Origin of the sequence: Sphingomonas mesophila (genome assembly GCF_003499275.1) — a bacterium.
GTDB lineage: Bacteria > Pseudomonadota > Alphaproteobacteria > Sphingomonadales > Sphingomonadaceae > Sphingomicrobium > Sphingomicrobium mesophilum.
Genome location: NZ_QWDF01000001.1, coordinates 2,005,904 through 2,027,381, shown reverse-complemented (window position 1 = coordinate 2,027,381; position 21,478 = coordinate 2,005,904). Strand labels below are relative to the sequence as shown.

The following is a 21,478-nucleotide window of genomic DNA, read 5'->3' as shown; positions in this document are numbered from 1 at the left end:
GGATGACGCTGCCGATGTTGGCGGCTAAGGCCGCGCCCATGTCCGAATGGCTCGACAAGATAGGGGCCGCGCCGAGCCTGACGGCGCTCGACGAGCTACGCGTCGCGGCGCTTGGCAAGTCGGGCGCGATAACCGCGCGGCTGAAGTCGCTCGGCGCGATGGATGCCGAGACGCGGACCCGCGAGGCGCCGGCGATCCACGCCGAGCGCGAGGCGGTGACGGCGGCGATCGCGGAGCGCAAGGCAGCGCTCGAGGCGGCCGAGCTGGAGCGGCGGCTGGCAACCGAGCGGCTCGATTTGTCACTACCCGCTGCGACGACACCGCGCGGCACGATCCACCCGGTGGCGCAGGTGATGGACGAACTGACCGAGATATTCGCCGACCTCGGCTTTGCCGTCGCAGAGGGGCCGGAAATCGAGGACGAGTGGCATAATTTCACCGCCCTCAACATGCCCGAAGCTCATCCGGCGCGGGCGATGCAGGACACCTTCTACGTCGCTCCCGGGTCGGGGTCCGGGGCAGGGGGCGATACCGGCCGAGTGCTGCGCACGCACACCTCGCCGGTGCAGATCCGGACGATGATGGCGGGCTCCCCGCCGATCCGGATCATCGCGCCCGGGCGGGTCTATCGCAGCGACAGCGATGCCACCCACACGCCGATGTTCCACCAGATCGAGGGGCTGGTGATCGACCGCGCGATCCACATGGGCCATCTCAAGTGGACGCTCGAGACCTTCCTCAAGGCGTTCTTCGAGCGCGACGACGTCGTGCTTCGCCTGCGCCCGTCCTATTTCCCGTTCACCGAGCCGTCGGCCGAGGTCGATGTCGGCTGGTCGATGGAAAAAGGGCGCCGCGTGGTCGGCGGCTGCGAGGGCTGGATGGAGGTGCTGGGCAGCGGCATGGTCCATCCGCGCGTCATCGCCGCCTGCGGGCTCGACCCCGAGGAATGGCAGGGCTTTGCGTTCGGCACCGGGGTCGATCGGCTGGCAATGCTTAAATATGGCATGGACGACCTGCGCGCCTTCTTCGACGGCGATTTGCGGTGGCTCAAGCATTACGGCTTCGGTTTCCTCGACGTGCCGACGCTGAGCGGGGGAGTGGGCGCGTGAAGTTCTCCCTGTCGTGGTTGAAGGAACACTTCGAGACGTCGGCGGACGCGACGGCGATTGCCGACAAGCTGACGGCGATCGGGCTGGAGGTCGAGGACGTCGCCAATCCGGCCGAGGCGTTGCGGCCGTTCGTTGTCGCTCGTGTCGTGAGCGCGGCGCCGCACCCGCAGGCCGACAAGTTGCAGGTGCTCAGCGTCGACACCGGCGACGGCGCTCCGCTCCAGGTGGTGTGCGGCGCGCCCAATGCACGGGCCGGCCTGGTCGGCGTGTTCGGCGGTCCGGGGACCCATGTGCCGGGCAGCGGCTTCACGTTGAAGAAAGCAGCGATCCGCGGGGTCGAATCGAACGGCATGATGTGCTCGAGCCGCGAGCTCGAGCTGGGCGACGACCATGACGGCATCATCGAGCTCGCCGCCGACGCGCCGGTGGGCACGAGCTTCGCCGACTTCGCCGGGCTTGACGACCCGGTGTTCGACGTCGCCATCACGCCGAACCGCCAGGACTGCATGGGCGTGCGCGGCATTGCCCGCGACCTGGCCGCGGCCGGGCTGGGGACGCTGAAGCCGCTCGCGGTGCCGAATGTCGAGGGCAGCTTCGACTGCCCGGTCGAGATCCGCACCGACGACCCGGAAGGCTGTCCGGCGTTCTTCGGGCGGGTCATCCGCGGGGTGCGCAACGGGCCGTCGCCCGACTGGCTGCAGCAGCGGCTCAAGGCGGCCGGGCAGCGGCCGATCTCGGCGCTGGTCGACCTCACGAACTATGTCATGCTCGACCTTGGACGGCCGGCGCACGCCTATGATCTGGCCACGCTGAGCGGAGCGGTGGTGGCGCGGCGGGCGCAGGACGGCGAGACGGTCACCGCGCTCAACGACAAGGACTATGTGCTCAGCCCCGAGATGACGGTCATTGCCGACGATGCGGGGGTGCACGACATCGCCGGGATCATGGGCGGGGCGCACAGCGGGGTGCAGGACGGCACCGGCGACGTGCTGCTGGAGATCGCTTTTTTCGACCCGCAGCGGATCGCGCGCACCGGCCAGGCGCTTGGCCTGACCAGCGATGCGCGGTCGCGCTTCGAGCGCGGGGTCGACCCGGCGTTCCTTGACGACGGGCTGGCGATCCTCACCGGGCTAATCCTCGAGCATTGCGGCGGCGAAGCGAGCCGGGCCGTGCGCGCGGGCGAGCCGCCGGTGGCCGAGCGCCGAGTCCCGTTCCGGCCCGATCGCGTGGCGAGCCTCGGCGGGATCGAGGTCGCCGAGGCCGAGCAGGTCGCGATTCTCGAGCGGCTGGGGTTCAGGCTCGAAGGCGGCGAGGCGATCGTCCCGAGCTGGCGGCGCGATGTCGACGGCACCGCTGACCTGGTCGAGGAAGTCGTGCGGATGGTCGGGCTCGACCGTCTGCCGTCGACCCCGCTGCCGCGGCCAGACGGCGTGGCAAAGCCCGTCGCGACCCGCGCACAAATGGTCGAGCGGCGGGTGCGGCGCGCGGTAGCGGCGCGCGGGCTCGACCAGGCGATGACCTGGAGCTTCATCGCCGAACGAGAGGCGGCGCTGTTTGGTGGCGCGGCGCATTCACTCGCCAATCCGATCAGCGAGGACATGAAGGCGATGCGCCCGTCGCTTTTGCCCGGATTGGCGGCGGCGGCGCGGCGCAACCTCGACCGCGGCGCGGCGAGCGTCCGGCTGTTCGAGGTCGGGCGACGCTACCTGGCTGAGGGCGAGCGGCCGACGCTGTCGCTGCTGCTGGCCGGCGACAAGGCGCCGCGCGACTGGCGCTCGGGCAAGGCGCAGGGCTTCGACGCGTTCGACGCCAAGGCCGAGGCGCTGGCGATCCTCGAGGCGGCCGGCGCGCCGGTCGGCAATCTGCAGCTGACGATGAACGCCGGGGAAACCTGGCATCCGGGCCGGTCGGCGACGCTCGGCCTGGGCAAGACCGTGCTTGCAGCGTTCGGCGAACTTCACCCGCGGATCGCCCGCGCACTGGACCTCCCAGCGGGCACGGTCGCGGCCGACATCTATCTCGATGCCGTCCCCGCGCCTCGGGCGAGCGGGCGGGCGCGGCCGGCATTCGCGCCGCCGGTGCTCCAGCCGGTCACCCGCGACTTCGCCTTCTGGGTGCCGCCCGAACTTTCCGCCGACGCGCTGGTGCGCGCGGTCAAGGGCGCGGACAAGGCGCTCATCGCCGACGCACGGCTGTTCGACTGCTATGAGGGCGAGACCGGGCTGAGCCTGGCGGTCGAGGTCACGCTTCAGCCGAGCGAGGCGACGCTGACCGAGGCGGAGATTGCGGCGGTGTCGGCGCGGGTCGTCGCGGCGGCGGAGAAGCTTGGGGCGAAGCTGCGGGGCTAGGCCCCGGCTTCGCCGGCCCCTCCACCAGCCTACGCCTTCGGCTTCGGCTGGTCCCCCTCCCCGTTCCGGGGAGGATTTAGGGCGTTGATCGCTTCGTGGACGCGGGCTTCGATCTCTTCGCGCTTGAGGCCGGGCGGGAGGGTTTCGCCGACCTTGAAGCGGATCACGCCGGGATGCTTGACGAAGCCGCGCGGCCACACCCGGGCGCTGTCGAGCGCGATCGGGACGACCGGCAGGCCGAGCACGCGGTAAAGTCCGGCGAAGCCGGAGCGCAGGGGCGGCTGCGCGCCGCGCGGCACCCGTGTGCCTTCGGGGAAGATGATCACCGGGCGGCCGTCGGCGATCGCTTTCTTGCCGAGCGCGATCAGTTCGCGCATCGCCTTCGCCCCGGCCTCGCGGTCGACCGGGATGACGCCATAACGTCGCGTGACCCAGCCGAACAACGGGATGTAGGCGAGCTCGCGCTTGAGGACGACGACCGGCGTGTCGGCGAAGCGCAGCGTGTCGATCGCCTCGACCATCGATTCATGCTTGACCGCGATGAGGTGTGGCCCGGGCGGGATCGCGCCGTCCCATTCGAAGCGAATGCCGACGATCCGGCGGACCAGCCAATAGTGCATCCGCGACCAGCTGTGGACCACCGCCTGGACCGGACCCTCGCCGATCGGGCTGACCGCGACGACTGCGACGCAATGAATCAGCGTGCCGGGGTAGAACAGCAGGTTGAACAGGAGCGAGCGGAACAGCGCCATCAGATGTCGAGCCATACCGCCAGCCGCCGGAGGATGTATTTGTTATATTCGCCGAACAAGGTGACGAAGCGCGGCTCGCTGCGCACCGCATCGGGGACGATGGTCACATCCTTGTCGAACTGGCGGCGAAATTCGTAGGACGCACGGCGCATGTGCCAGTCGCTAGTGATCAGCCGGATCGAGCGGTAGCCGCGCCGCTCGACCCAGCGCCTGGCTTCCTCGGCGTTGGAGCGGGTGTCGACCGATTCCGAGCCGAGGTCGACGCAGCAGTCGACCAGCCGCCGCTTGCCGCCGAGCCGCCGCACGAGGTCGCGCTTCGTGACCGCCGGGTCGGCGCCGGCGATCAGCATGCGCTTGCCGCGCTCCTCGGCGAGGATCGCGATGCCCTGCTCGATCCGCCCCTCGCCGCCGGTGATGGCGACGATCGCTTCGGTCCGCACCGCCGCTGGGGCGGGCGTGCCGAGGGTGACCGAGAACAGCACGAAGCCGAGCCCGTAGAGGATAATTAGGAGTGACCCGAGGCGGACGATCATAGCCGCTCCCGAAGCGAGCGCAGCACCGCCTGGCGCGCGACGAGCGTGGCGAGCAGCGTCCCGGCGATCGGCAGCAAGGCAAGCAAGGCGATGTCGACCGGGCGCAGCAGCGCCGCTCCGCCGAAGCCCTCGCTCCATCCGCCGAGCGTTCCGGCGAGCAGCAAGAGGACGATCCCGGCCAACACCGCGCCCGCCGTCCCGCCGGCCAAGGCGTCGAGCGCGATCCGGCGCTGGAACAGGCGCGCGATCTGGGCGTCGGTGGCGCCGATCCCGTACATCACGTCGATCGTCGAGCGCTGGGCGGTGAGCGCGCCGAGCGTCGCCAGGACGACCGCGGCGGCGGTGGCGGCGGCAACCAGCAGGACGAGCAGGACGGCAATCAGGCCGAGCGAACGGAGCGCCCTCGTCAGCGGGGCAAGCGCCTCGCGGTGGGCGATGAACTGCGCGCCAGCGATCTGGCGCTCGATCTGGGTACCGATCCCCGCGGGGTCGGCACCGGGCGCGAGGTCGACGTCGACCAGCGCCGGAAGCGGCAGGTCGGCGGCCGCCCCCTCCGGCCCGAGCCAGCGCTCGAGCATCGCGCGCATGTCGCCTTGCGCAACCGGCCGGACGGCGGCGATCCCAGGCGTGGCGCGCAGGGTCGCGGCGATTTCGGACTGCCGCTCCGCGCCGCCTGCGACCTGGACCGAAAAGCGGCTGTCGGCGGCGGCGGCCGAGACCCGCGCCGCACCGGCCAGCGCGAGCCCGGCAGCGGCGATCACCACCATCACGAAGGTCATGATCGCCAGAACATAGGGGGTCGGCCCCTTGAACTGGGTCCCGCCGAGCATCCGCCGCTCGGCCGGCGAGGCCGCGATGAGTGCGCCAATCATCGTGCGGCCTCGGCCGGCGGCGGGTGGCGAAGCGCCCCGGTCGGGTCGACCAGCGCCCCCTTGTCGAGCCGCATCAGATGCGCGCCGGGAGTCGCGGCGACGAGCGACAGATCGTGGGTGGCGACGATGATCGTCGTGCCGAGGCGGTTGAGCGCGCCGAGCAGATAGAGGATGCGCTTGGCCATGTCGGCATCGACGTTGCCGGTCGGCTCGTCGGCGACCAGCAGCTCGGGCCGGGCGATGACGGCACGGGCGATGGCGACGCGCTGCTGCTCGCCGCCGGACAGTGTCGCCGGGCGCGCGCTCGAGCGATCGGCCAGCCCGACCCAGGCGAGCATTTCGCGCACCGGTCCGTCAATGTCCTCTTCGGCCGCACCGGCGATGTGCAGCGGAAGCGCGACATTGTCGAAGGCGGAGAGATGGCTGACCAGCCGGAAGTCCTGGTAGATCACGCCAATGCGCCGGCGAAAGGCGGGGAGCTCAGAGCGGTCGAGGTCGGCGAGGTCGGAATCGAACAGCCGCAAGCGGCCGCGGGTCGGACGCTGGGCGAGATAGAGCAGCTTGAGCAGCGAGGTCTTGCCTGCGCCCGACGGCCCGGTGAGGAAATAGAAGCCGCCGCGCTGCAGGCGGAAGTCAAGGTCGCACAGGATTTCGGCGCCGGTCCCGTAGCGCAGCCCAACCCGGTCAAACTCGACGATCGCCGACACCACGCTCCCCCACCACGCCGTCCGCGGCCAGCCGCCGCGCCTTGCCCCGCTAGTGGCACGAAGGGGCGCGCCTTGCCAATGATTGCGACTTGCTGTTTACGCAGGTTCGACCACTACCGGGAGGGTTCGCGCGGCCGCCATGATCCTGACCTGTCCCGAATGCAGCACCACCTATGTCGTCAAGGACGGCTCGATCCCGCCCGGCGGGCGCAAGGTGCGCTGCGCCGCGTGCAAGGCAAGCTGGCACCAGGAAGCCGAGGCGGGTCCGGAAGCTGCGGATGCGCCGGCCTCTGCCGCGGACGAACAGACCGCGCCCGAGTCCGTGCCGGTCGCCGATCCCGACGCCAGCGTGATCAGCCAGCCCGAGCCGATCGCCACTGCCGAAACCGTGGATGAAGCCGGCCATTGGCCAGTGGAGGCTGCGCCGCCCGCGCCCGAACCGTACGTACAAGAGCAGGAGCGGGTCGAGTTCGAGCCCGATTTCCACGACGAGCCGGTCGACGAGCCGCGGCGCGGGTGGCGCTGGGTGGTCGGCGCGCTGCTGCTCGCCGCACTGGCCGCCGTTGCCTTCTGGTTCCTCGCTCCGGCGAGCCTCAAGGCGCGCGTCGGCCTGGCTGCCGGGGGCGCGAGCGAATTGCAGGTGATGGGGCTAAGCCAGACCCGCCAGCGCCTGGAAAGCGGCAACGACCTGTTCACGGTCAGCGGGCGGATCGTCAATCCGACGGGTGAAAGCCAACGTGTGCCGCCGCTGCAGGCGGAACTCCTCGCCGACAACAAGCAGACCGTGCTCTATCGGTGGACTATCGCCCCGCCGGCTGAGACGCTTTCGCCCAACGACAGCACGATGTTCCACAGCGCCGAGATGGGGGTTCCCGACGGCGGCAAATATCTGCGCCTGCGCCTCGTCAGCGCCGGCGGCTGATTACTGGAATTCGACCAGCCGCGCGGCGGCGACGTTCCCCGAAGGCGTGCGGATTTGGCTATCGCTGAGCGGCGGCACGTCCAGGCTTTGCTTCTCGCCGGCGGCGATCTTCGCCCCGGCGACGATGCGCACCGCGACCCGAGCTTCGGCGCGCGCGCCGACCCACGCCGGACGTGACTTGTCCGGTTGCGGAGCGCTCGCGCCGAGCGCAGCGGAGAGAAAAAGGCTCAGCATCGCGGCCATGAATGCATGGACCGCACAAAAGGTTAACCGCCTTTAACACTTTGCCCCAAAATGGAGCGATCTTTGCGCCGTTGCGTGGGCGCACGGGCTTTGCTAGAGGCGCCGCCTTGCCAGGGCGGTGGGGGTGTTCCTCGCCGCTTTTCACGATGCGGTCGTGGCGGAACTGGTAGACGCGCAACGTTGAGGTCGTTGTGTCCGAAAGGACGTGGAAGTTCGAGTCTTCTCGACCGCACCAGCAGAACCCATCGTTCTGCAAGCTGGCAGATCAGCGCAAAGTCGTGCCGGACGACTTCGCCGCCTCGCCCGGCGGTGCAGCTGCGGCGAGATCGCCCGAGCGGCCGACACGAACAGCACCGATGCGCGCCAGCGGTTTCGCGCGGTCGATCGTTACCCCCACGCCAAGATCCGCGCTGGCGCCGATCGCCTTGACCGTTGTCGGGGCGAGCCGCAGCCGGTAGCTGCCGTAGCGCACGCGCTCGAACAGGAAATAGCCGTCGATGTCGCTCATCGCGGTCGCGACGACCTCGCCATCGGCCGTGACCAGCTGCAATTCCAGCCCCTCAAAGTCGCTGCCGTCGGCCTTGGCCGCAAAGCCCTCGGCCGAGCCGCCGCCGACGAGCGCGATGTCGACGGTCGCGTCGACTCCGGGGCGCGGGACGACGATCTGCGCCGGCTTGGCGGGCGCGAGCGCGGGATTGGCCAGGCTCGACTGGTCGATCCCGACCGCCACCGGGACGTAGGGCGCAAGCCCGCCGACCAGCACCGTGCCGTCCTTGCCGGTCGGCCGCTCGGCGAGCTTCATGCCGGTCGTGACGAAGGCGTCGGCGGCGGCCGGCTCATCGGCATCGCGGCGGCCGTTCTCGTTGAGGTCCTCGAACACCCGCGCCTTGACCAGGCCGGTGGTGGCCAGCTTCTGGCGGGTCGGGCGCCAACCGCCATGGAACGGGTCCATCGCGAAATTGACGCTGACTCCGGCTGCGACCGAGCCGTCGCTGGCCGCCTCGCCGGTGACCGCGAACGACAAGGCGTCGAGCCGCTTAATATAACCGACCCGGCCGCGCAGGCGGCGGTTGTCGGCGGTGTAGGCGACTCCGGCCTCGAGATCGGTGGTATCCCCGGCCGACCAGAAGGCGGCGAGCTCGGCGCGGTCGAAGCGGCGTTCCGGTTCGACCTTCCAGCTCGCCCCGCCGCGCAGCCGCACCCGGCCGACATAGCCGGAAGCGATCAGCGAGGCATCAACCCGGTCCGCGCGTGCCGAGCCGTCGGGAGACGAACCGAGCTGGCGCCGGATATTGGTCTCCCCGGCCAGATTGAAGCGGCCGATGCGGGTCGACAGGCGCGCCGCGGCGTCGATCTCGCGGCTGCCGTCGATCCGCTCGCTAAGCCGCACGTCGCCGCTCAACGGTAGGCTGGCCTTGCCGAGCTTGAGCGGCACGTTGAGCCCGAGGCGATGCTCGGCCTTCACCGCCGAGCCATTGTCGGCGGCGGCGGCGACGAAGCGATCGGTCCAAAAGGTCGCCGCGTTGACGCTGACCGCGCCGACCTTCGTAGCGATCTGTGCGCGCACCGCGGTTCCGCCGGCGGTATCGCGCGCGGCAGCAACCTCGCCGATCGCGCGGCCGATCGAATAGCGCACTGAGCCTTCGGCATAGGTCACGCGCTCGTCCTGCACCTCGAGCGATCGGACGAGCGCGCCGACCGACAGGCGCTTCGACAGTCCGTAGCGGACCTCGAGCGCGGCTTCGGGCGCCGTGCTCGCAGCCTCGGCATCCAGAGCGTCGCCGGCCGCCGGGCGGGCGCCGAAGGACAACACCGGCATGTTGGGTTGGCGAACCCCGGCCCAATACCACAATTGCCCCTTGGGAACGTTGTCCTGGCCCACGCCGACATTCTCGACCCGGCGCTGCACCTGGCCCTGCGGCCCGTAGAGCACGACCTCGAAGCGATTCTCGCCGTAAAGCAGTTCGACATCGTCGAAGCGGTAGAGGCCGTCGCCGGTCGCGCCGTCGGCGAAGGCGACGAGGCTGTCGTTGCGGTAGAGCTCGGCGTCCCAGCCGGGCGGCAGTTCACCCGAGAAGCTGGTGCGGTCGAAACTCGAGCGGTGAGTCAGCGGTTCGTTGGTGACGATCGCGCCGCGCCCGACCGCACCGGTGCCGCCAAGGCCACTGCGCGCGCCTTCGACGTCGCCCAAGGCGACATGGGTGGCACGTAGCGGGCCAAGCAGGTTGGCGTCGGGGTCCGAGCGGTAGATCAGCGCGCGGACGGTATCGATCGCGCGCTTGGCGGTACCGCTGACACGAAAGGAGTAGGACATGGCGGCGATTTCGCCGGCCCCGGCGAGCGCGGTCGAGCGGTCGAGCTTCACGCCGCTCGACGCGCTGTAGGTGGCGCCGGCACTGACCATGAATTCCAGCGTCGGGGCGCGCCACAGGCGATAGGGCAGGCGGACGCGGGGCAGGCCGGCGGTGTCGATCGAGGCCTTGCGCTTGAGCTGCGCCGCGCGAAGCCGGCGCTCGGCAGCGAGCTCGACCGGAAGCTTGGCCTCGCTGCCGACTTCCAGCAGGGAGATGCCGGTCTTGGCGTCGAGCTTGAGCCCGAACCATTTTTCAAGCGCCGCGGAGTCAACGCACCAGCCCTCGGGCGTATCGCGGACGGTGTTTATTGCAAATGATTCGCGTTTGCCATTGATCGTCGCCGCACCTGCCGTCTTATCGATAAGCAGCTGGTTCTTTTCGGAAAACGCCCAGCCGCTGGCGCGTCCGGCAGAGAGGTCGACCTTCATCGGCACGTCGAGTGCGGTGAGGAAGTCGCCGAACACCAGGCACGGGCCCGACGGCGTCACATAAGCACGCACCCCCTCGCCGAGCTTGAGTCGGCGCAGGGTGACGTCGAGCAGATATTGTTCGTCCGGGTCCGCGCGCCAGCCGTCGCCGGGCGGCGCGGAGGCAACCGTCATCGTCCCCGCGCCGACCAGCACGAAGAGTGCGGCGAGCGCCTTCCACCAGTGGCGGATGACCCGCATCGGCGTGGTCCGTCCCGCGCCTCCCCTAGAGGACCGCGCTCGTTTCGGCGGTGAGCACGGCGCCGCTGTCGGTGGTCTCGTAGAACTGCACGGTGACCGGGCCGCTCAGCGCGCCCGAATAGCCCGGCGCGCGGGGCACGGCGACGCTGCGCCGGTCGATTTCGCGGTAGATGGCAACGCCCTTGGCGATCGCGACCGGATCCTTGACCCCGGCCTTGAGCACGCGGACTTCGCCGAACAGCGAGCGGTTGCCGCTGCGCGACAGGGTCAGCGAGACGCCCTCGCCGTCCTTGCCGGTGACGTGGCGGACGTCGGCGATCGCAGCCTTGGCCTCGACCTTGCCGAGGCGGACGATGACCGGGATGGTGACCCCGTAGATCGGGATCAGCTGGAAGGCGACGGTCGAGCTTTGGGCCGGCTGACCGACCGGCTTGGGGTCGGGGATCGCTCGGAACAACAGATGGATGCGGTATTCGCCGTCGGCGAGGCCGGCCGGCGCGCGCGCCGAGATGCGGATCGACTGGGGCTCGCCGGGCGGCAAGGTAACCTTGCGCGGCGCAAAGATCACCATCTCCTCGGCCGCTTTCTCGTCGCCATTGGGCTCGGCCACCGCGGCCAACCGGCCGTCGGGCGTCATGCGCCGGAATTCGGCCGAAACGCGATAGGTGGCGGTGGCGTCGCCGACGTTCTTGAGGATGATCTCGGTGCCTCGGCCGCCGTTGAGGATGACCCGGGTCGGAGCGACCAGCAGGTCGCCCACTCCCGCCGTCGCGGTCGGGGCCACGGCCAGGCTGGCGATGAGACCGGCGGCCAGCGCCAGCGAACGAAATGCGCGCATCACGAAATTCTCCCCTCCTCCGCCCCTTGGCGGTTCGGGAGAACCTTGGTCCAAAATGGTTAGCATCCTCCTAACCATCCTCGCTCAACGGGCGGATAATCGGCCTCGCAGGCGCCTGGGACCCAGACGCGAAAACGGGCGCGGCAGCGACGCCACGCCCGATCCGGCCGAATGGTAGACGCGCTACTGATAGTCGGCAGTGACGGTGAACGTCCCCTGGTAGCTTCCGCCGGCCGTGCTCTGGTTGATGGTGACGCTTCCGCCGACGTAGAAATCGCGGCCCGGCTGGCCCGAGTTGGGCAGCTGGATGGTGTAATTGCCGGTCCCGCTGTTGGTCGCCGACACGCTGTTGCGGGTGGTGAAGATCAGCGTCGGCGGGGTGCCGGTCGCGCCCTGCAGAGTCAGCGTGACGGTGGTCGGCACGTTGAGCGTGATGTTGGCGTTGTTCGAGCCCTGGAGGTTGAACATCGCCGCCGCGCGGGTGCCGCTGCAGGCGAAGCCGCTGGCGCAGAAGGTCGAGGTCTGCGCCGCCGCCGCGTCGATCGTGAAGGTGCCGCTGAACGTCGCCGCCGAGGGCGTCACGATGGTGCCGAAGTCGACCGTCCCGCCGCCGGTCATCTGCAATGGCTTGAGGACATTCGCCTTGGCGGTGGCCGTGGCGGTGGCGGCCTGGGCCGAGGCCGGGCTGAAGGCAACGGCGCTGAGCGCGGCGAAGGCAAGAGCGAGGCGCATGGATTCACTTCCCCGATAATTCGCGCCACTTCGGCGCTAAGGTAAGCGGTCCATTAACCCTGACATGGTTGCAGAAGTGCGCGCGAACATGGTTAGCGGCGCGTTAAGCATTCGGCGCTGCGCAACGAAAAAGGGTGGGAAGTTTCCTCCCCGCCCTTTCGATCCCCCGTGGGGGAAGCCGACGATATGGCTTACAGATATTCGGCCGAGACGTTGAACGGCGCAGTGTAGGTGCCGGTCGGAACGTCGCCGCGAACGGTCAGCGTGCCGCCGACGCTGAAGTCAGCCGAGCCGCCAGTCAGCACGTAGGTCGCGTCGCTGTCGTTGTCGCCGTCGCCGCTGAGGACCAGGTCGACGTCGAGATAATCGTTGGCGCCGCTGCCATCCAGGTCGACGGTGTCGTCGATGGTGACCTGAACGCTCTCGCCGGCCGCTCCGCTGACGGTGAAGTCGGCGGCGCTCTTGGTCGCCGAGCAGGCCCAGTTGGTATCGCACGGCGAGAAAGCGCCGGCGGTGCTCACGGTGAAGTCATAGTAGTTGGCAGCGACGACCGTCGTGCCCTTCACGAGCACGCCGAAGTCGAGCAGGCCGCCGGTCGCGTCGATCGACAGCGGCTGGAGGATGCGGACCTTGCCGGTGCCGGTGGCGGTGGCCGGGTTGCCGTCGGCGGCGAGCGCCGGGGTGGCGGTGAAGGCGAGGCCGGTAGCGGCGACCAGCGCCGTCGTCTTGAGAAGCTTGATCATGTTCATTTCCCCACAGGTTCCAAATCGTCGGCTGGCCGAACCCTGGGGCCCGTCATCCGTACCGCCCTGTTAACCGCAACCGCTTACGGCTTTGCTGTGAGCTATGGTTACCGCCGCGTTCACCAATTCAGAGGTAGTCGACGGCGACCGGCAGGCTGCCGCGATATTCGCCGTCGGCCTCGCCATCCAGCGACAGTTCGCCGCCGATGCGGAACGCCAGCTCGCCGTTCGAATCGAGCTTGGGATCGTCCGGCAGGTCGCTGATCAACCGCTCGATGATGAGCATCCCGCCCTTCATGCCGATCATCTCGACGCGCGCGGGAAGGTCGACCGAGACGGCTCGGCCTGGCGCCCCGTGAACCAGCACGCGGGCGACGACGGCGCGGCCGCCGATCGAGGCGATCGCGCCGCTCGCCAGCCGAGTGCCGTCGGGCGCGAGCCGGGCCGTGCCGCTGCCGGTGGTGGCGAGCAGCAACCGGTCGAAATCGAGGTCGGTGTCGATCGTCACCTCGAGTGGCGGCCGCTCGGCGCCCTCGGGTACAGTGAGATCCGGCGCCTCGCACAGCCGGCATTGGGCACCCGCAGCGCGCGGATCGGCAAACGCGGCAAGCGCTCCGACAAGCAGGATCAGGGCAAGGCGCGGGCCGGGCATGATGGCGAGCCTATTGGGCGGATGTGAAAACATGGTTAAGCCGCGCTTCACTTCCGGCGGCGCAGCGAGACCAGCATGAGCGACACCCCGACCAGCGATGCCGAATGGCGCAAGCGCTTGACCGACGAGCAGTATCGAATCCTGCGCGAGGGCGGGACCGAGCCGCCTTGGAGCGGCGCGCTCAACGGCAACAAGGCGCCCGGCGCCTATCTGTGCGCCGGTTGCGGCGAGGAACTGTTCGCCAGCGATAGCAAGTTCGACAGCGGGTCGGGCTGGCCGAGCTTCACCGCTCCAGCGAAGGGCGAGGCGGTAGCCGAAATCACCGACACCAGCCACGGCATGGTCCGTACCGAAGTCCGCTGCGCGCGCTGCGGCGGGCATCTCGGCCACGTGTTCCCGGACGGTCCGGGACCGGGGGGCCTGCGCTATTGCATCAACTCGGCCGCGCTCGACTTTACACCCGACGACGGCGCGGATCGCGGCTGACGCTTGCCGCGCCCCGGCGACCAATCTAACGCTTGACGGCGCATGGCCAGGTCAGCCCCCACAGCATCCGGCGGACGGCTGAAGCAGATCCTCAAATATGCGCTGGCCGCGGCGTTGCTCGGCCTCGTTGCGCTGATCGTCGCGGTCGGCGTGGCGATCGCCTCCCTGCCCGACTACGACGAGCTGGCGCAACGCGACGACCTTGGCCAGATGATCCGGGTCCGCGCGGCCGACGGCAGCCTGCTGGTGTCGATGGGTCCGACTTTCGGCCGCTGGCTGCCCTACGAGCAGATCCCGCGGACTATGCGGACGGCAATGATCGCGGTCGAGGATCGCCGCTTCCGGCTCCACCCCGGGGTCGATCCGATCGGCATCGCGCGCGGAATCAAGGTCAGCCTGCAGCGCGACGACAAGGTGCGCGGCGTGTCGACGATCACCCAGCAGCTGGCGCGCAACATCTTCCTCACCAACGACCGCTCGTTTGGACGCAAGGTCAAGGAGGCGATCCTCGCGCTGGCGCTGGAGCGCAAGTTCAGCAAGGACCAAATCCTCGAGCTCTACCTTAACCGAGTTTATTTCGGCGGCGGCGCCTACGGCATCGACGCTGCCAGCCGAACGTTCTTCGGCCACGGTGCAGAGACGCTCAGCCTGGGCGAGGCGGCGATCATCGCCGGGCTGGTCAAGGCGCCGTCAAACTATTCGCCGACCGCCGATGTCGAGGCCGCCCGCGCCCGCGCCAATGTCGTGCTCAAGCTGATGGTCGACAACGGCTTCGTCGCGTCCTCAGCGGTGGCCGGGATCGACCCCGCGACGATCCGCCTGCAGCCCGCGCCCAAGCAGAACAGCGTGCGCTATTTCACCGACTGGGCGCTGCCGCAGCTCGACACGCTGATCGACGAGACCAGCGAGCCGATCGATGTGTGGACGACGCTCGACCCCGGCATGCAGTCGGCCGCTAATCGCGCGGTCAATGCCAACGCCCCGCGCGGCGCCCAGGGCGCGCTGGTAGCGATCGACCGCGACGGCGCGGTGCGGGCGATGATCGGCGGCCGCGATTATGTCAGCTCGATATACAACCGCGCCACCCAGGCCGAGCGCCAGCCTGGCTCGGCGTTCAAGCTGTTCGTCTATCTGACCGCACTCGAGAACGGCATGAAGCCGACCGACACGGTGGTCGACGAGCCGGTGACGATCGACGGCTGGCGGCCGCGCAATTCGACCCGCAGCAACCTCGGCCCGGTCAGCCTGCGCGAGGCCTTTTCGCGCTCGATCAACACGATCAGCGCCAAGATCGGCGAGCAGTTCGGCTTTGGCACCATCGCCGACATGGCGCGGCGCTTCGGGATCGGTTCGAACATCTCGACCTATCCCTCGATGGTGCTCGGCTCGAGCGAGGTGCGGCTGATCGACATGACCCGCGCCTTCGCCTCGGTCGCCAACCGCGGGGTCAGCGTGATGCCCTACGCCATCCGCCGGGTGGTCACCGCGAACGGCCGCCTGCTCTATAGCCACGAACGGTCGGACGAGCGGGTGCTGGTCGCGCCGTGGGTCGCGGCCGGGATGACCGACCTGCTCCAGTCGGCAGTGCTCAGTGGCACCGGGCGAGCAGCCCAGATCGGACGACCGGTGGCGGGCAAGACCGGCACCACCAGCAGCAACAAGGACGGCTGGTTCATCGGCTTTTCGAGCGGGCTGACGACCGGCGTGTGGATGGGCCGCGACGACGCTCGGCCGGTCGGCGGGCTTCAGGGCGGGACGGCGCCGGCGCGGGCGTTTCACGACTTCATGCGGGTCGCGGTGGCGCGGCGGCCGGTCGAGAAGTTCGAGACCGAAGTGCCGATGCCCGATTGGCAGCTCGAGCCCGACGAGCAGATGTGGGACCAGCCCTATGACGCCAATCTGGTCGGCGGTCCGCTGGTCGACGAGAACGGCATGCCGATCGGGCCGCAGCCGGCCGACCCCCTCGCGCCCGGCTCGCTGCCGCCGTCCGGCGACCCGGCGCGCGGTCCGGACCAGACCGAGCTCGACCGCATTTTCAACAGCCCGCCGCCACCGCAGCAGCAGCAGCCGCAGCCGCGCTCAGAGCCGGCCGATCCCCTTCAGCCGCGGAGCGATCCGGCGCAGCTCTGAGCGCGCCGCCGCCACGTCGCCTTCAAACAATTGCGCCTCGAGCGCCTTGAATGCCGGGCCATGGTTCATGTGCCGGCGGTGCGCCACCTCGTGCGCGACGACCCAGCGGCGAACCTGAGGCGGCGCGAGGACCAGCCGCCAATTGTAACGGATCGCGCCGGACGCCGAGCAGCTGCCCCAGCGCGTGTCGGCGTCGCCGACGGTGACCGCGGTGACGGTGACCCCGGCCCGCTCGGCGAACTCGGCAGTGTCGTCAGACAGCAGCTTCAAGGCGATGGACCGGACACTGCGATGGATTCTTGATTCGAAGTTTTCCCGAGGGCCGCCGCAGGTCAGCGTGCCGTTGAATAGGATAGCATTGCGCGGCGCGGCGGGGTCCCAGGCGAGGGTCAGCTCGCCGCCGCAAAAGGGGATCACGGCACCTGGCGCGAACGGTTCACCGGCAGGAATGCGGGCGATCTCGCCGCTCGCCCAGTCGCGCTGGTCGGCGGCCCATTTGAGCGCGGCGCGGCGGCTGGTGCGCGGCGGGCAAGTGAGGACGAGGCGGCGGCGGCGGGTGTCGAGACGCAGCTTGAGCCGGCGCGCGCGGCGGTCCACCGCGACCACCAGCGGCCACGGCCAGTCGGCGTCCTGCACTTCGGCCGGGCTAGAGCGGGCGATCGACCACATGCCATTCGAGCTCGCCGGCATCGACTTCGCTGACCGTCCAGCCGCGCGTCGACTGGCCGGCCTGATGAACCGTCTCGCGGCTGCCGGAGACGAGGTAATGCCAGTCGGGCAGCGGCTCGCCAGCCGAGCGCAAGCGGTAGGCGCAGGTCGACGGCAGCCATTCGAGCTCGTCGAGCCGGTCGCGGCGGAGCACGACGCAATCGTCGACCAGCGCCTTGCGCCGCGCATAGTCGCTGCACTGGCCGTTGCGCCGGTCAAGCAGCTTGCACGCGACATTGGTCGGATAGAGCTCGCCGGTTTCCTCATCCTCGAGCTTGTGCACGCAGCAGCGCCCGCAGCCGTCGCACAGCGCTTCCCACTCGCCGCGGTCGAGCTCGGCCAACGGCCTCTCCCAAAAGGGTTTTCGTTCGTTCAGCGGGCGTGTAGCCATGCCCGTCCATAACAGGCCGGTGACGGCGCGACGAGGCGGGAAAGTGCGATGACGGCGAGATGGAGTGCGGCGGCGCTGGGGATCGCGCTAGGCCTGGCGGTTCCGGCTGCGGCCCAGGTCGGCTTCGGCTATGCCGGGCCGCAACTTTTGAAAGCCGTGCGCGAAGGCGACGGCGCCAAGGCGACCGAGTTGCTCGACAATGCCGGCCCGAGCGCGGTCAATTATCGCGGCGGCGACGGCGATGCCGCGCTCCACGTCGTGACCCGCTTGCGGAGCTTCAACTGGATCGGTTTCCTGCTGCAAAAGGGCGCCGACCCCAACCTTGGCGGCCGCGATGGCGACACGCCGCTGATCATCGCCGCCCGGGCCGGCTTCAGCGACGGGGTCGAGCGGCTGCTCGACAAGGGCGCGAACCTCAACAAGGCCAACCGGCTGGGCGCGACGCCGCTCATCGCGGCGGTGCAGCAGCGCCAGCCGGCGATGGTTCGACTGCTCCTGGAAAAGGGCGCCGACCCGGCGCGGACCGATGCGGTCGGCTATACCGCGCGCGACTACGCCAAGCGCGAAAGCCGCTTCCCCGAACTGCTCAGGCTGATCGAGACGGTCAAGCCGACCGGCGCAGCCAAGCTGAAGTTCTAGCTGCCGAAGCCAAGCGTCGGATCGATCTGCGCCGACAGCCGCCGTGCCGCGCGGCGGGCGAAGTTCAATGTCTCGGCCTTGCGCCGCGCCGGGGCGAGCGGGCGAAGCGCCGGTTCGCGCAGGATCGCGGCGTCGTAGCGGTCGGCCACCAGCAGCCCCGAATCGGCCGGCAGGAAATGGTCGCCGTCGAGGATCGCGCACAGCGCCTGCGGCACGGCCCAATAAAAGCGGTCGCAATAGCCGAGATAGTCGCGCCACTTCATGTCGCCGACCAGGTCCGCCTTGCTGACCTTGATCTCGACGATGGTGAGATGGCCCTTCGGGTCGATCGCCATCAGATCGGCGCGGCGGCCGTTGGGCAGCGGTACCTCGCACATCGCAAACCAGTCGCGGCGGCAGAACAGGCGGGTCACCCCGCGCGCGACCTCGGCCGCAATCGGCGGCGAATCGGCAAAGCAATTGTCGAGCGGCGGTGCGGCGGCCATCGCCGAGCAATAGAATAAAAGGGGAACGATTTGTAGCCCCTCCCCCTTTGTGGGAGGTGGCGCGGTGTGGCGGAGGGGTTAGCTCACCCCATCAATCAGCTGCGCGGACGGCTTCCCCGAGGGGAAGCGGCGCATCTAGCGGTAGAAGACGTGGTTGCCGACGCTGCCGACGCGCTTGAGGCGCCAGCCGGGCGACACTCGCTTGGCGTGGAAGAACAGCGCCTTGGCGACCGGCGATTCGTGCATGTCCTGGTCGACGATTCGGGCGATGGCGACGGCATTCTGCCACTGGCGGCCCGAGCGGGCGACGGCCGGCCAGCTCTTACCGCGGATAAAGCTGAACTGGCCGCGCTGGAACAGCACGCCGCAATAGGAACTGGCGAAACGGCCGCTGGCGGCGCGATCGGCGATGACGTGGCCGACGGCAAGCTGGCCGGCGAGCGATTCGCTCTTGGCTTCGAAATAGATCCCGACCGCGAGGCATTCGAGCTCGCGGCTGCCCGGATCGGTGCCGCGCAGCGCCGCGACCTTGCTCTCGAGCGAGGCCGCGCGCGACACGGTCGGCGCGTCGTCCTCGTCTTCCGGCGTCGGCTCGGGCGCAACTTCCGGCTCGGCCGCGGGGGCGAGCGGGTCGGTGAAAGTGGGAGTGGTCTCAGTGGCCGGTGCGATCGGCTGGAGCACGACGACGGCCGGGATGACGTTGGAGCCCTGGGCGATCAGCGGCTCGGCCTCATGGGTGACCTGGGCCGGCGCGACCTGCGACGCGCTGAGCGCGGCAAACAGGGTCAAGGTGGTTCGAAAAGACAGGTTCATTCACTCTGGTCATTGGGCGGTGAGCGAATGCCGGACGTTGCGGCGCGCATCACGCACGCATCACACACAACGCCGGTTCAACTCCCCGTCTGCGTGGCATGGCCGGACCGAATTGCCGCGACCGATGCCCCCCGCTCTCGTTTCACCGCCCCTTTCCCCCGCCGGAAGTGAACAAATCAAGGCGAAGCGGTCATTTCAGCGACGAATCGTTCCGCATCCGGGATATCCAGTTCGATTGCCCACAAATCCGGATCGATCCTCGACTGGTCGGCGAGAAAGGCCGCCGTGCCGCGTTCCGGCACCTCGAATCGCTGCCAGCGGTAGGTGAAATCATCCGCCAGGCGCCGCTGGAGCAAAGCGATGGCAACGCCGCGATCAGCGACCTGGACGATCAGCGCGCCTCGATCGGGGTCGCCGCGACGAAGCACCACGGCGAACCCGCCCGACGCCTCGGCCCGGCGCAGCAGCGCCGAGACTTCAAGCGCTGCGGGCAGGCGATCGGTCAGGTCAGGGCCGCGCGCGGCGGCTCAGGCCGCATCGCGTTCCTCGAGCGCCATCAGCACCGCGATCAGCGCATCGCGGCTGCGCGCGCCGCGCAATTTCTCGACGATGTCCTCGCTGCGCACCGCGCGACTTACCGCGGCCAGCGCCTTGAGATGCTGCGCGCCGGAATCGGGCGGAGAGAGGAGCAGGAAGACGAGGTCGACCGGAGCGCCGTCGATCGCGGCATAATCGAGCGGCTCGGCGAGACGCACCATCATCGCATAGACGTTCTTGAGGCCCGCGACCTTGCCATGCGGAATCGCCACCCCGCCGCCGAAGCCGGTCGAGCCGAGGCGTTCGCGCTCGGCCAGCGAATCGACGATCGCGGCGGGATCGAAGCCCAGCCGCTGGCCGGCGATCTGGCCCAGGGTCTGGAGCAATTGCCGCTTGTTGCCGGCCGCCATCGCCGGACGGACCGAATCGAAATCGAGGAACTCGCACAGGCGCATGGCACGCACTTTCGTAAGTGTTACAGTGGCGCAATATTCCTGCCGGGGCAGGCTGTCATTCGCCGCGCGGCTCGACCCAGCCGATGGTCCCGTCGTCTCGTCGATAGACCATGTTGAAGGCATCGCTGGCGGCGTTGCGGAACATCAGTGCGTTGGTGTTGCGAAGGTCGAGCATCATCACCGCGTCGCCGACCGTGGCGGTCGGGATGTCGACCCGGGTCTCGGCGACGATCGGCGGATGCTGCGGCGGCGGGGCGACCTCGGCCGGCGCCTCGAACACGCGATATTCGGCGTTCTCGACATAGGTGTCGGCGCCATTGTGCTTATGTTCGCGCAGCCGGTCCATGTAGCGGCTGAGCTGGCGCTCGATCTTGTCCGCGGCGCCGTCGAACGCGATGTGCGCGTCGCCCGCCCGATTGGCCGACTTGAGCACCACCCCGCCGGTCACCGGGGCGACGATGTCGCAGGTGAAATCGTCGTGCGGCCCGCGCCCGAAGGTGACGGTGGCGCCGATCTCCCGGCCGAAATATTTGTCGGCCAAGGCGGTGATCCGCGTGGTGACGTGTGATTGCAGTGCGCTTCCCGTTTCGACCTGATGGCCGGCGACTCGAACGTTCACCTGATGCTGTTCCTTTCGTGCGCTTAACTCGCTGCTAGATCGGGGCGAGGTAGCGATCCCACAAGGGACTGGCCATGGCGGCGATGAAACCGCGATGGCGTTCGTCTTCCGCCGGGCTGGCCGAATGCGGGCGCGGGGCACGCACCGGACGCTGAGCGGCGGCGGCCGGAACCAGCGGCCGATCAAGCGCCGGGCCAGCCTCGGCGACCAGGCCGAGCCCGATCTGACGGCCGCCGGTCAGCTCGACATAGACCTGGGCGAGCAATTGCGCGTCGAGCAAGGCGCCGTGCTTGACGCGCTGGCTGCGATCGACCCCGAAGCGGGTGCACAAGGCGTCGAGGCTGTGCTTGGCGCCGGGATGGCGGGTGCGCGCCATCGCCAGCGTGCAGATCATCCGGCTGAGACACACCGGATCGCGCAGGCACAGGCCGAGCTCGTGATTCAAAAAGCCGAAATCGAACGTCGCATTGTGCGCGATCAGCGGCGAATCGGCGATGAAGTCGATGAGCTCGTCGGCGCGCTCGCCGAACTGCGGCTTGTCGCTGAGGAAGACGTCGCTGAGGCCGTGCACCGCCTCGGCCTCGCTCGGCATCGGCCGGCCGGGGTTGAAATAGGCATGGAAGGTGCGGCCGGTCTCGACCCGGTTGAACAGCTCGACGCAGCCGATCTCGACCATGCGGTCGCCGCCCGCCGGGCTGAGGCCGGTGGTCTCGGTATCGAAAATGATCTCGCGCATGAGCGG

The 21,478-nt window shown here is 69.2% G+C and carries 24 protein-coding genes and 1 tRNA gene; 7 read left to right on the top strand and 18 right to left on the bottom strand.

The genetic code is table 11. The features are described from left to right. Positions 1 to 38 precede the first annotated feature (38 nt). Together pheS and pheT are read left to right on the top strand one after the other, a co-directional pair. Positions 39 to 1,109 (top strand): phenylalanine--tRNA ligase subunit alpha, encoded by a 1,071-nt coding sequence (pheS, locus tag D0Z60_RS10160; RefSeq protein ID WP_240325614.1) that lies wholly within the window; start codon positions 39 to 41, stop codon positions 1,107 to 1,109. Next, on the top strand, positions 1,106 to 3,457 hold the full coding sequence (pheT, locus tag D0Z60_RS10155) for a phenylalanine--tRNA ligase subunit beta (RefSeq protein WP_118858126.1): 2,352 nt from the start codon (positions 1,106 to 1,108) through the stop codon (positions 3,455 to 3,457). The genes pheS and pheT overlap by 4 nt, the downstream gene beginning before the upstream one ends. Before the next feature lie 29 nt (positions 3,458 to 3,486). Here the strand turns inward: pheT and D0Z60_RS10150 are convergent, their stop codons facing one another. The 4 genes from D0Z60_RS10150 to ftsE are packed head-to-tail and all read right to left on the bottom strand — an operon-like array spanning position 3,487 to position 6,321. Beyond that, positions 3,487 to 4,224 (bottom strand): lysophospholipid acyltransferase family protein, encoded by a 738-nt coding sequence (locus D0Z60_RS10150; protein WP_240325613.1) that lies wholly within the window; start codon positions 4,222 to 4,224, stop codon positions 3,487 to 3,489. Continuing rightward, positions 4,209 to 4,742 carry a YdcF family protein gene (locus tag D0Z60_RS10145; protein ID WP_118858125.1) on the bottom strand — a complete coding sequence of 178 codons (534 nt, stop codon included), beginning with the start codon at positions 4,740 to 4,742 and terminating at the stop codon, positions 4,209 to 4,211. Before D0Z60_RS10145 ends, D0Z60_RS10150 begins: the two co-directional genes overlap by 16 nt. Then, entirely contained in the window at positions 4,739 to 5,614 is an 876-nt protein-coding gene (locus D0Z60_RS10140) for a cell division protein FtsX (RefSeq protein WP_118858124.1), read from the bottom strand. The genes D0Z60_RS10145 and D0Z60_RS10140 overlap by 4 nt, the downstream gene beginning before the upstream one ends. After that, positions 5,611 to 6,321, bottom strand: coding sequence for a cell division ATP-binding protein FtsE (gene ftsE / locus D0Z60_RS10135; protein ID WP_118858123.1), 711 nt, complete (start codon positions 6,319 to 6,321; stop codon positions 5,611 to 5,613). The genes D0Z60_RS10140 and ftsE overlap by 4 nt, the downstream gene beginning before the upstream one ends. A gap of 139 nt (positions 6,322 to 6,460) precedes the next feature. Here ftsE and D0Z60_RS10130 point away from each other — a divergent pair, with 139 nt between their 5' ends. Then, positions 6,461 to 7,243 carry a zinc-ribbon domain-containing protein gene (locus D0Z60_RS10130; protein ID WP_118858122.1) on the top strand — a complete coding sequence of 261 codons (783 nt, stop codon included), beginning with the start codon at positions 6,461 to 6,463 and terminating at the stop codon, positions 7,241 to 7,243. On the opposite strand, the gene D0Z60_RS10125 is transcribed toward D0Z60_RS10130, so the two are convergent. Continuing rightward, on the bottom strand, positions 7,244 to 7,477 hold the full coding sequence (locus D0Z60_RS10125; protein WP_162888196.1) for a hypothetical protein: 234 nt from the start codon (positions 7,475 to 7,477) through the stop codon (positions 7,244 to 7,246). A gap of 157 nt (positions 7,478 to 7,634) precedes the next feature. On the opposite strand from D0Z60_RS10125, the gene D0Z60_RS10120 reads away from it, so the two are divergent. Then, a tRNA-Leu gene (locus tag D0Z60_RS10120) sits at positions 7,635 to 7,721 on the top strand. Between the two features lie 30 nt (positions 7,722 to 7,751). Here D0Z60_RS10120 and D0Z60_RS10115 read toward each other — a convergent pair. The 5 genes from D0Z60_RS10115 to D0Z60_RS10095 form a co-directional block, all read right to left on the bottom strand. Further along, positions 7,752 to 10,508, bottom strand: coding sequence for an MSCRAMM family protein (locus tag D0Z60_RS10115; RefSeq protein WP_118858120.1), 2,757 nt, complete (start codon positions 10,506 to 10,508; stop codon positions 7,752 to 7,754). A 25-nt stretch (positions 10,509 to 10,533) separates the two neighbouring features. Continuing rightward, positions 10,534 to 11,346 (bottom strand): fimbrial biogenesis chaperone, encoded by an 813-nt coding sequence (locus tag D0Z60_RS10110; protein WP_118858119.1) that lies wholly within the window; start codon positions 11,344 to 11,346, stop codon positions 10,534 to 10,536. 183 nt (positions 11,347 to 11,529) lie between these two features. Further along, positions 11,530 to 12,078, bottom strand: coding sequence for a DUF4402 domain-containing protein (locus tag D0Z60_RS10105; RefSeq protein ID WP_118858118.1), 549 nt, complete (start codon positions 12,076 to 12,078; stop codon positions 11,530 to 11,532). 191 nt (positions 12,079 to 12,269) lie between these two features. Further along, the gene (locus D0Z60_RS10100; protein ID WP_162888195.1) at positions 12,270 to 12,821 is read right to left on the bottom strand and encodes a DUF4402 domain-containing protein; all 552 of its coding nucleotides are present in this window, start codon (positions 12,819 to 12,821) and stop codon (positions 12,270 to 12,272) included. Positions 12,822 to 12,948: 127 nt separating this feature from the next. Continuing rightward, on the bottom strand, positions 12,949 to 13,506 hold the full coding sequence (locus tag D0Z60_RS10095) for a DUF4402 domain-containing protein (RefSeq protein ID WP_118858116.1): 558 nt from the start codon (positions 13,504 to 13,506) through the stop codon (positions 12,949 to 12,951). A 42-nt stretch (positions 13,507 to 13,548) separates the two neighbouring features. On the opposite strand from D0Z60_RS10095, the gene msrB reads away from it, so the two are divergent. Together msrB and D0Z60_RS10085 are read left to right on the top strand one after the other, a co-directional pair. Next, positions 13,549 to 13,959, top strand: a complete 411-nt coding sequence (gene msrB, locus D0Z60_RS10090; protein WP_118858115.1) for a peptide-methionine (R)-S-oxide reductase MsrB — start codon at positions 13,549 to 13,551, stop codon at positions 13,957 to 13,959. Between the two features lie 42 nt (positions 13,960 to 14,001). Continuing rightward, the gene (locus tag D0Z60_RS10085; RefSeq protein WP_118858114.1) at positions 14,002 to 16,089 is read left to right on the top strand and encodes a transglycosylase domain-containing protein; all 2,088 of its coding nucleotides are present in this window, start codon (positions 14,002 to 14,004) and stop codon (positions 16,087 to 16,089) included. Here the strand turns inward: D0Z60_RS10085 and D0Z60_RS10080 are convergent. Then, positions 16,039 to 16,779, bottom strand: coding sequence for a M48 family metallopeptidase (locus tag D0Z60_RS10080; RefSeq protein WP_240325612.1), 741 nt, complete (start codon positions 16,777 to 16,779; stop codon positions 16,039 to 16,041). The genes D0Z60_RS10085 and D0Z60_RS10080 overlap by 51 nt on opposite strands. Continuing rightward, positions 16,736 to 17,188, bottom strand: coding sequence for a YcgN family cysteine cluster protein (locus D0Z60_RS10075; RefSeq protein WP_118858112.1), 453 nt, complete (start codon positions 17,186 to 17,188; stop codon positions 16,736 to 16,738). Before D0Z60_RS10075 ends, D0Z60_RS10080 begins: the two co-directional genes overlap by 44 nt. 48 nt (positions 17,189 to 17,236) lie before the next feature. On the opposite strand from D0Z60_RS10075, the gene D0Z60_RS10070 reads away from it, so the two are divergent. After that, positions 17,237 to 17,827: an ankyrin repeat domain-containing protein gene (locus D0Z60_RS10070; protein ID WP_118858111.1), complete on the top strand. Its 591-nt coding sequence runs from the start codon at positions 17,237 to 17,239 to the stop codon at positions 17,825 to 17,827. Here D0Z60_RS10070 and D0Z60_RS10065 read toward each other — a convergent pair. The 6 genes from D0Z60_RS10065 to dnaQ all read right to left on the bottom strand — a co-directional run bounded on the left by D0Z60_RS10065 (position 17,824) and on the right by dnaQ (position 21,472). Beyond that, the gene (locus D0Z60_RS10065) at positions 17,824 to 18,312 is read right to left on the bottom strand and encodes an MmcB family DNA repair protein (RefSeq protein WP_118858110.1); all 489 of its coding nucleotides are present in this window, start codon (positions 18,310 to 18,312) and stop codon (positions 17,824 to 17,826) included. The two genes, D0Z60_RS10070 and D0Z60_RS10065, sit on opposite strands and share 4 nt — an antisense overlap. Before the next feature lie 135 nt (positions 18,313 to 18,447). Beyond that, positions 18,448 to 19,125 carry a cell wall hydrolase gene (locus D0Z60_RS10060; protein WP_118858109.1) on the bottom strand — a complete coding sequence of 226 codons (678 nt, stop codon included), beginning with the start codon at positions 19,123 to 19,125 and terminating at the stop codon, positions 18,448 to 18,450. A 176-nt stretch (positions 19,126 to 19,301) separates the two neighbouring features. After that, positions 19,302 to 19,619, bottom strand: a complete 318-nt coding sequence (locus D0Z60_RS10055) for a DUF1491 family protein (RefSeq protein WP_275896726.1) — start codon at positions 19,617 to 19,619, stop codon at positions 19,302 to 19,304. A 33-nt stretch (positions 19,620 to 19,652) separates the two neighbouring features. After that, the gene (locus D0Z60_RS10050) at positions 19,653 to 20,117 is read right to left on the bottom strand and encodes a PTS sugar transporter subunit IIA (RefSeq protein WP_118858107.1); all 465 of its coding nucleotides are present in this window, start codon (positions 20,115 to 20,117) and stop codon (positions 19,653 to 19,655) included. Positions 20,118 to 20,172: 55 nt separating this feature from the next. Next, positions 20,173 to 20,736: a ribosome hibernation-promoting factor, HPF/YfiA family gene (gene hpf / locus D0Z60_RS10045; RefSeq protein ID WP_118858106.1), complete on the bottom strand. Its 564-nt coding sequence runs from the start codon at positions 20,734 to 20,736 to the stop codon at positions 20,173 to 20,175. Positions 20,737 to 20,770: 34 nt separating this feature from the next. Then, entirely contained in the window at positions 20,771 to 21,472 is a 702-nt protein-coding gene (gene dnaQ, locus D0Z60_RS10040; protein ID WP_118858105.1) for a DNA polymerase III subunit epsilon, read from the bottom strand. Positions 21,473 to 21,478: the final 6 nt, after the last annotated feature.

What these genes read in the sequence shown, in the direction of transcription:
- pheS (WP_240325614.1), top strand. Translation starts at nt 39, where the DNA reads ATGTCCGAATGGCTCGACAAGATAGGGGCCGCGCCGAGCCTGACGGCG.
- D0Z60_RS10150 (WP_240325613.1), bottom strand. Translation starts at nt 4,224, where the DNA reads ATGGCTCGACATCTGATGGCGCTGTTCCGCTCGCTCCTGTTCAACCTG.
- D0Z60_RS10145 (WP_118858125.1), bottom strand. Translation starts at nt 4,742, where the DNA reads ATGATCGTCCGCCTCGGGTCACTCCTAATTATCCTCTACGGGCTCGGC.
- D0Z60_RS10140 (WP_118858124.1), bottom strand. Translation starts at nt 5,614, where the DNA reads ATGATTGGCGCACTCATCGCGGCCTCGCCGGCCGAGCGGCGGATGCTC.
- D0Z60_RS10130 (WP_118858122.1), top strand. Translation starts at nt 6,461, where the DNA reads ATGATCCTGACCTGTCCCGAATGCAGCACCACCTATGTCGTCAAGGAC.
- D0Z60_RS10125 (WP_162888196.1), bottom strand. Translation starts at nt 7,477, where the DNA reads ATGCTGAGCCTTTTTCTCTCCGCTGCGCTCGGCGCGAGCGCTCCGCAA.
- D0Z60_RS10115 (WP_118858120.1), bottom strand. Translation starts at nt 10,508, where the DNA reads ATGCGGGTCATCCGCCACTGGTGGAAGGCGCTCGCCGCACTCTTCGTG.
- D0Z60_RS10110 (WP_118858119.1), bottom strand. Translation starts at nt 11,346, where the DNA reads ATGCGCGCATTTCGTTCGCTGGCGCTGGCCGCCGGTCTCATCGCCAGC.
- D0Z60_RS10105 (WP_118858118.1), bottom strand. Translation starts at nt 12,078, where the DNA reads ATGCGCCTCGCTCTTGCCTTCGCCGCGCTCAGCGCCGTTGCCTTCAGC.
- D0Z60_RS10100 (WP_162888195.1), bottom strand. Translation starts at nt 12,821, where the DNA reads ATGATCAAGCTTCTCAAGACGACGGCGCTGGTCGCCGCTACCGGCCTC.
- D0Z60_RS10095 (WP_118858116.1), bottom strand. Translation starts at nt 13,506, where the DNA reads ATGTTTTCACATCCGCCCAATAGGCTCGCCATCATGCCCGGCCCGCGC.
- msrB (WP_118858115.1), top strand. Translation starts at nt 13,549, where the DNA reads ATGAGCGACACCCCGACCAGCGATGCCGAATGGCGCAAGCGCTTGACC.
- D0Z60_RS10085 (WP_118858114.1), top strand. Translation starts at nt 14,002, where the DNA reads ATGGCCAGGTCAGCCCCCACAGCATCCGGCGGACGGCTGAAGCAGATC.
- D0Z60_RS10080 (WP_240325612.1), bottom strand. Translation starts at nt 16,779, where the DNA reads ATGCCGGCGAGCTCGAATGGCATGTGGTCGATCGCCCGCTCTAGCCCG.
- D0Z60_RS10075 (WP_118858112.1), bottom strand. Translation starts at nt 17,188, where the DNA reads ATGGCTACACGCCCGCTGAACGAACGAAAACCCTTTTGGGAGAGGCCG.
- D0Z60_RS10070 (WP_118858111.1), top strand. Translation starts at nt 17,237, where the DNA reads ATGACGGCGAGATGGAGTGCGGCGGCGCTGGGGATCGCGCTAGGCCTG.
- D0Z60_RS10065 (WP_118858110.1), bottom strand. Translation starts at nt 18,312, where the DNA reads ATGGCCGCCGCACCGCCGCTCGACAATTGCTTTGCCGATTCGCCGCCG.
- D0Z60_RS10060 (WP_118858109.1), bottom strand. Translation starts at nt 19,125, where the DNA reads ATGAACCTGTCTTTTCGAACCACCTTGACCCTGTTTGCCGCGCTCAGC.
- D0Z60_RS10050 (WP_118858107.1), bottom strand. Translation starts at nt 20,117, where the DNA reads ATGCGCCTGTGCGAGTTCCTCGATTTCGATTCGGTCCGTCCGGCGATG.
- dnaQ (WP_118858105.1), bottom strand. Translation starts at nt 21,472, where the DNA reads ATGCGCGAGATCATTTTCGATACCGAGACCACCGGCCTCAGCCCGGCG.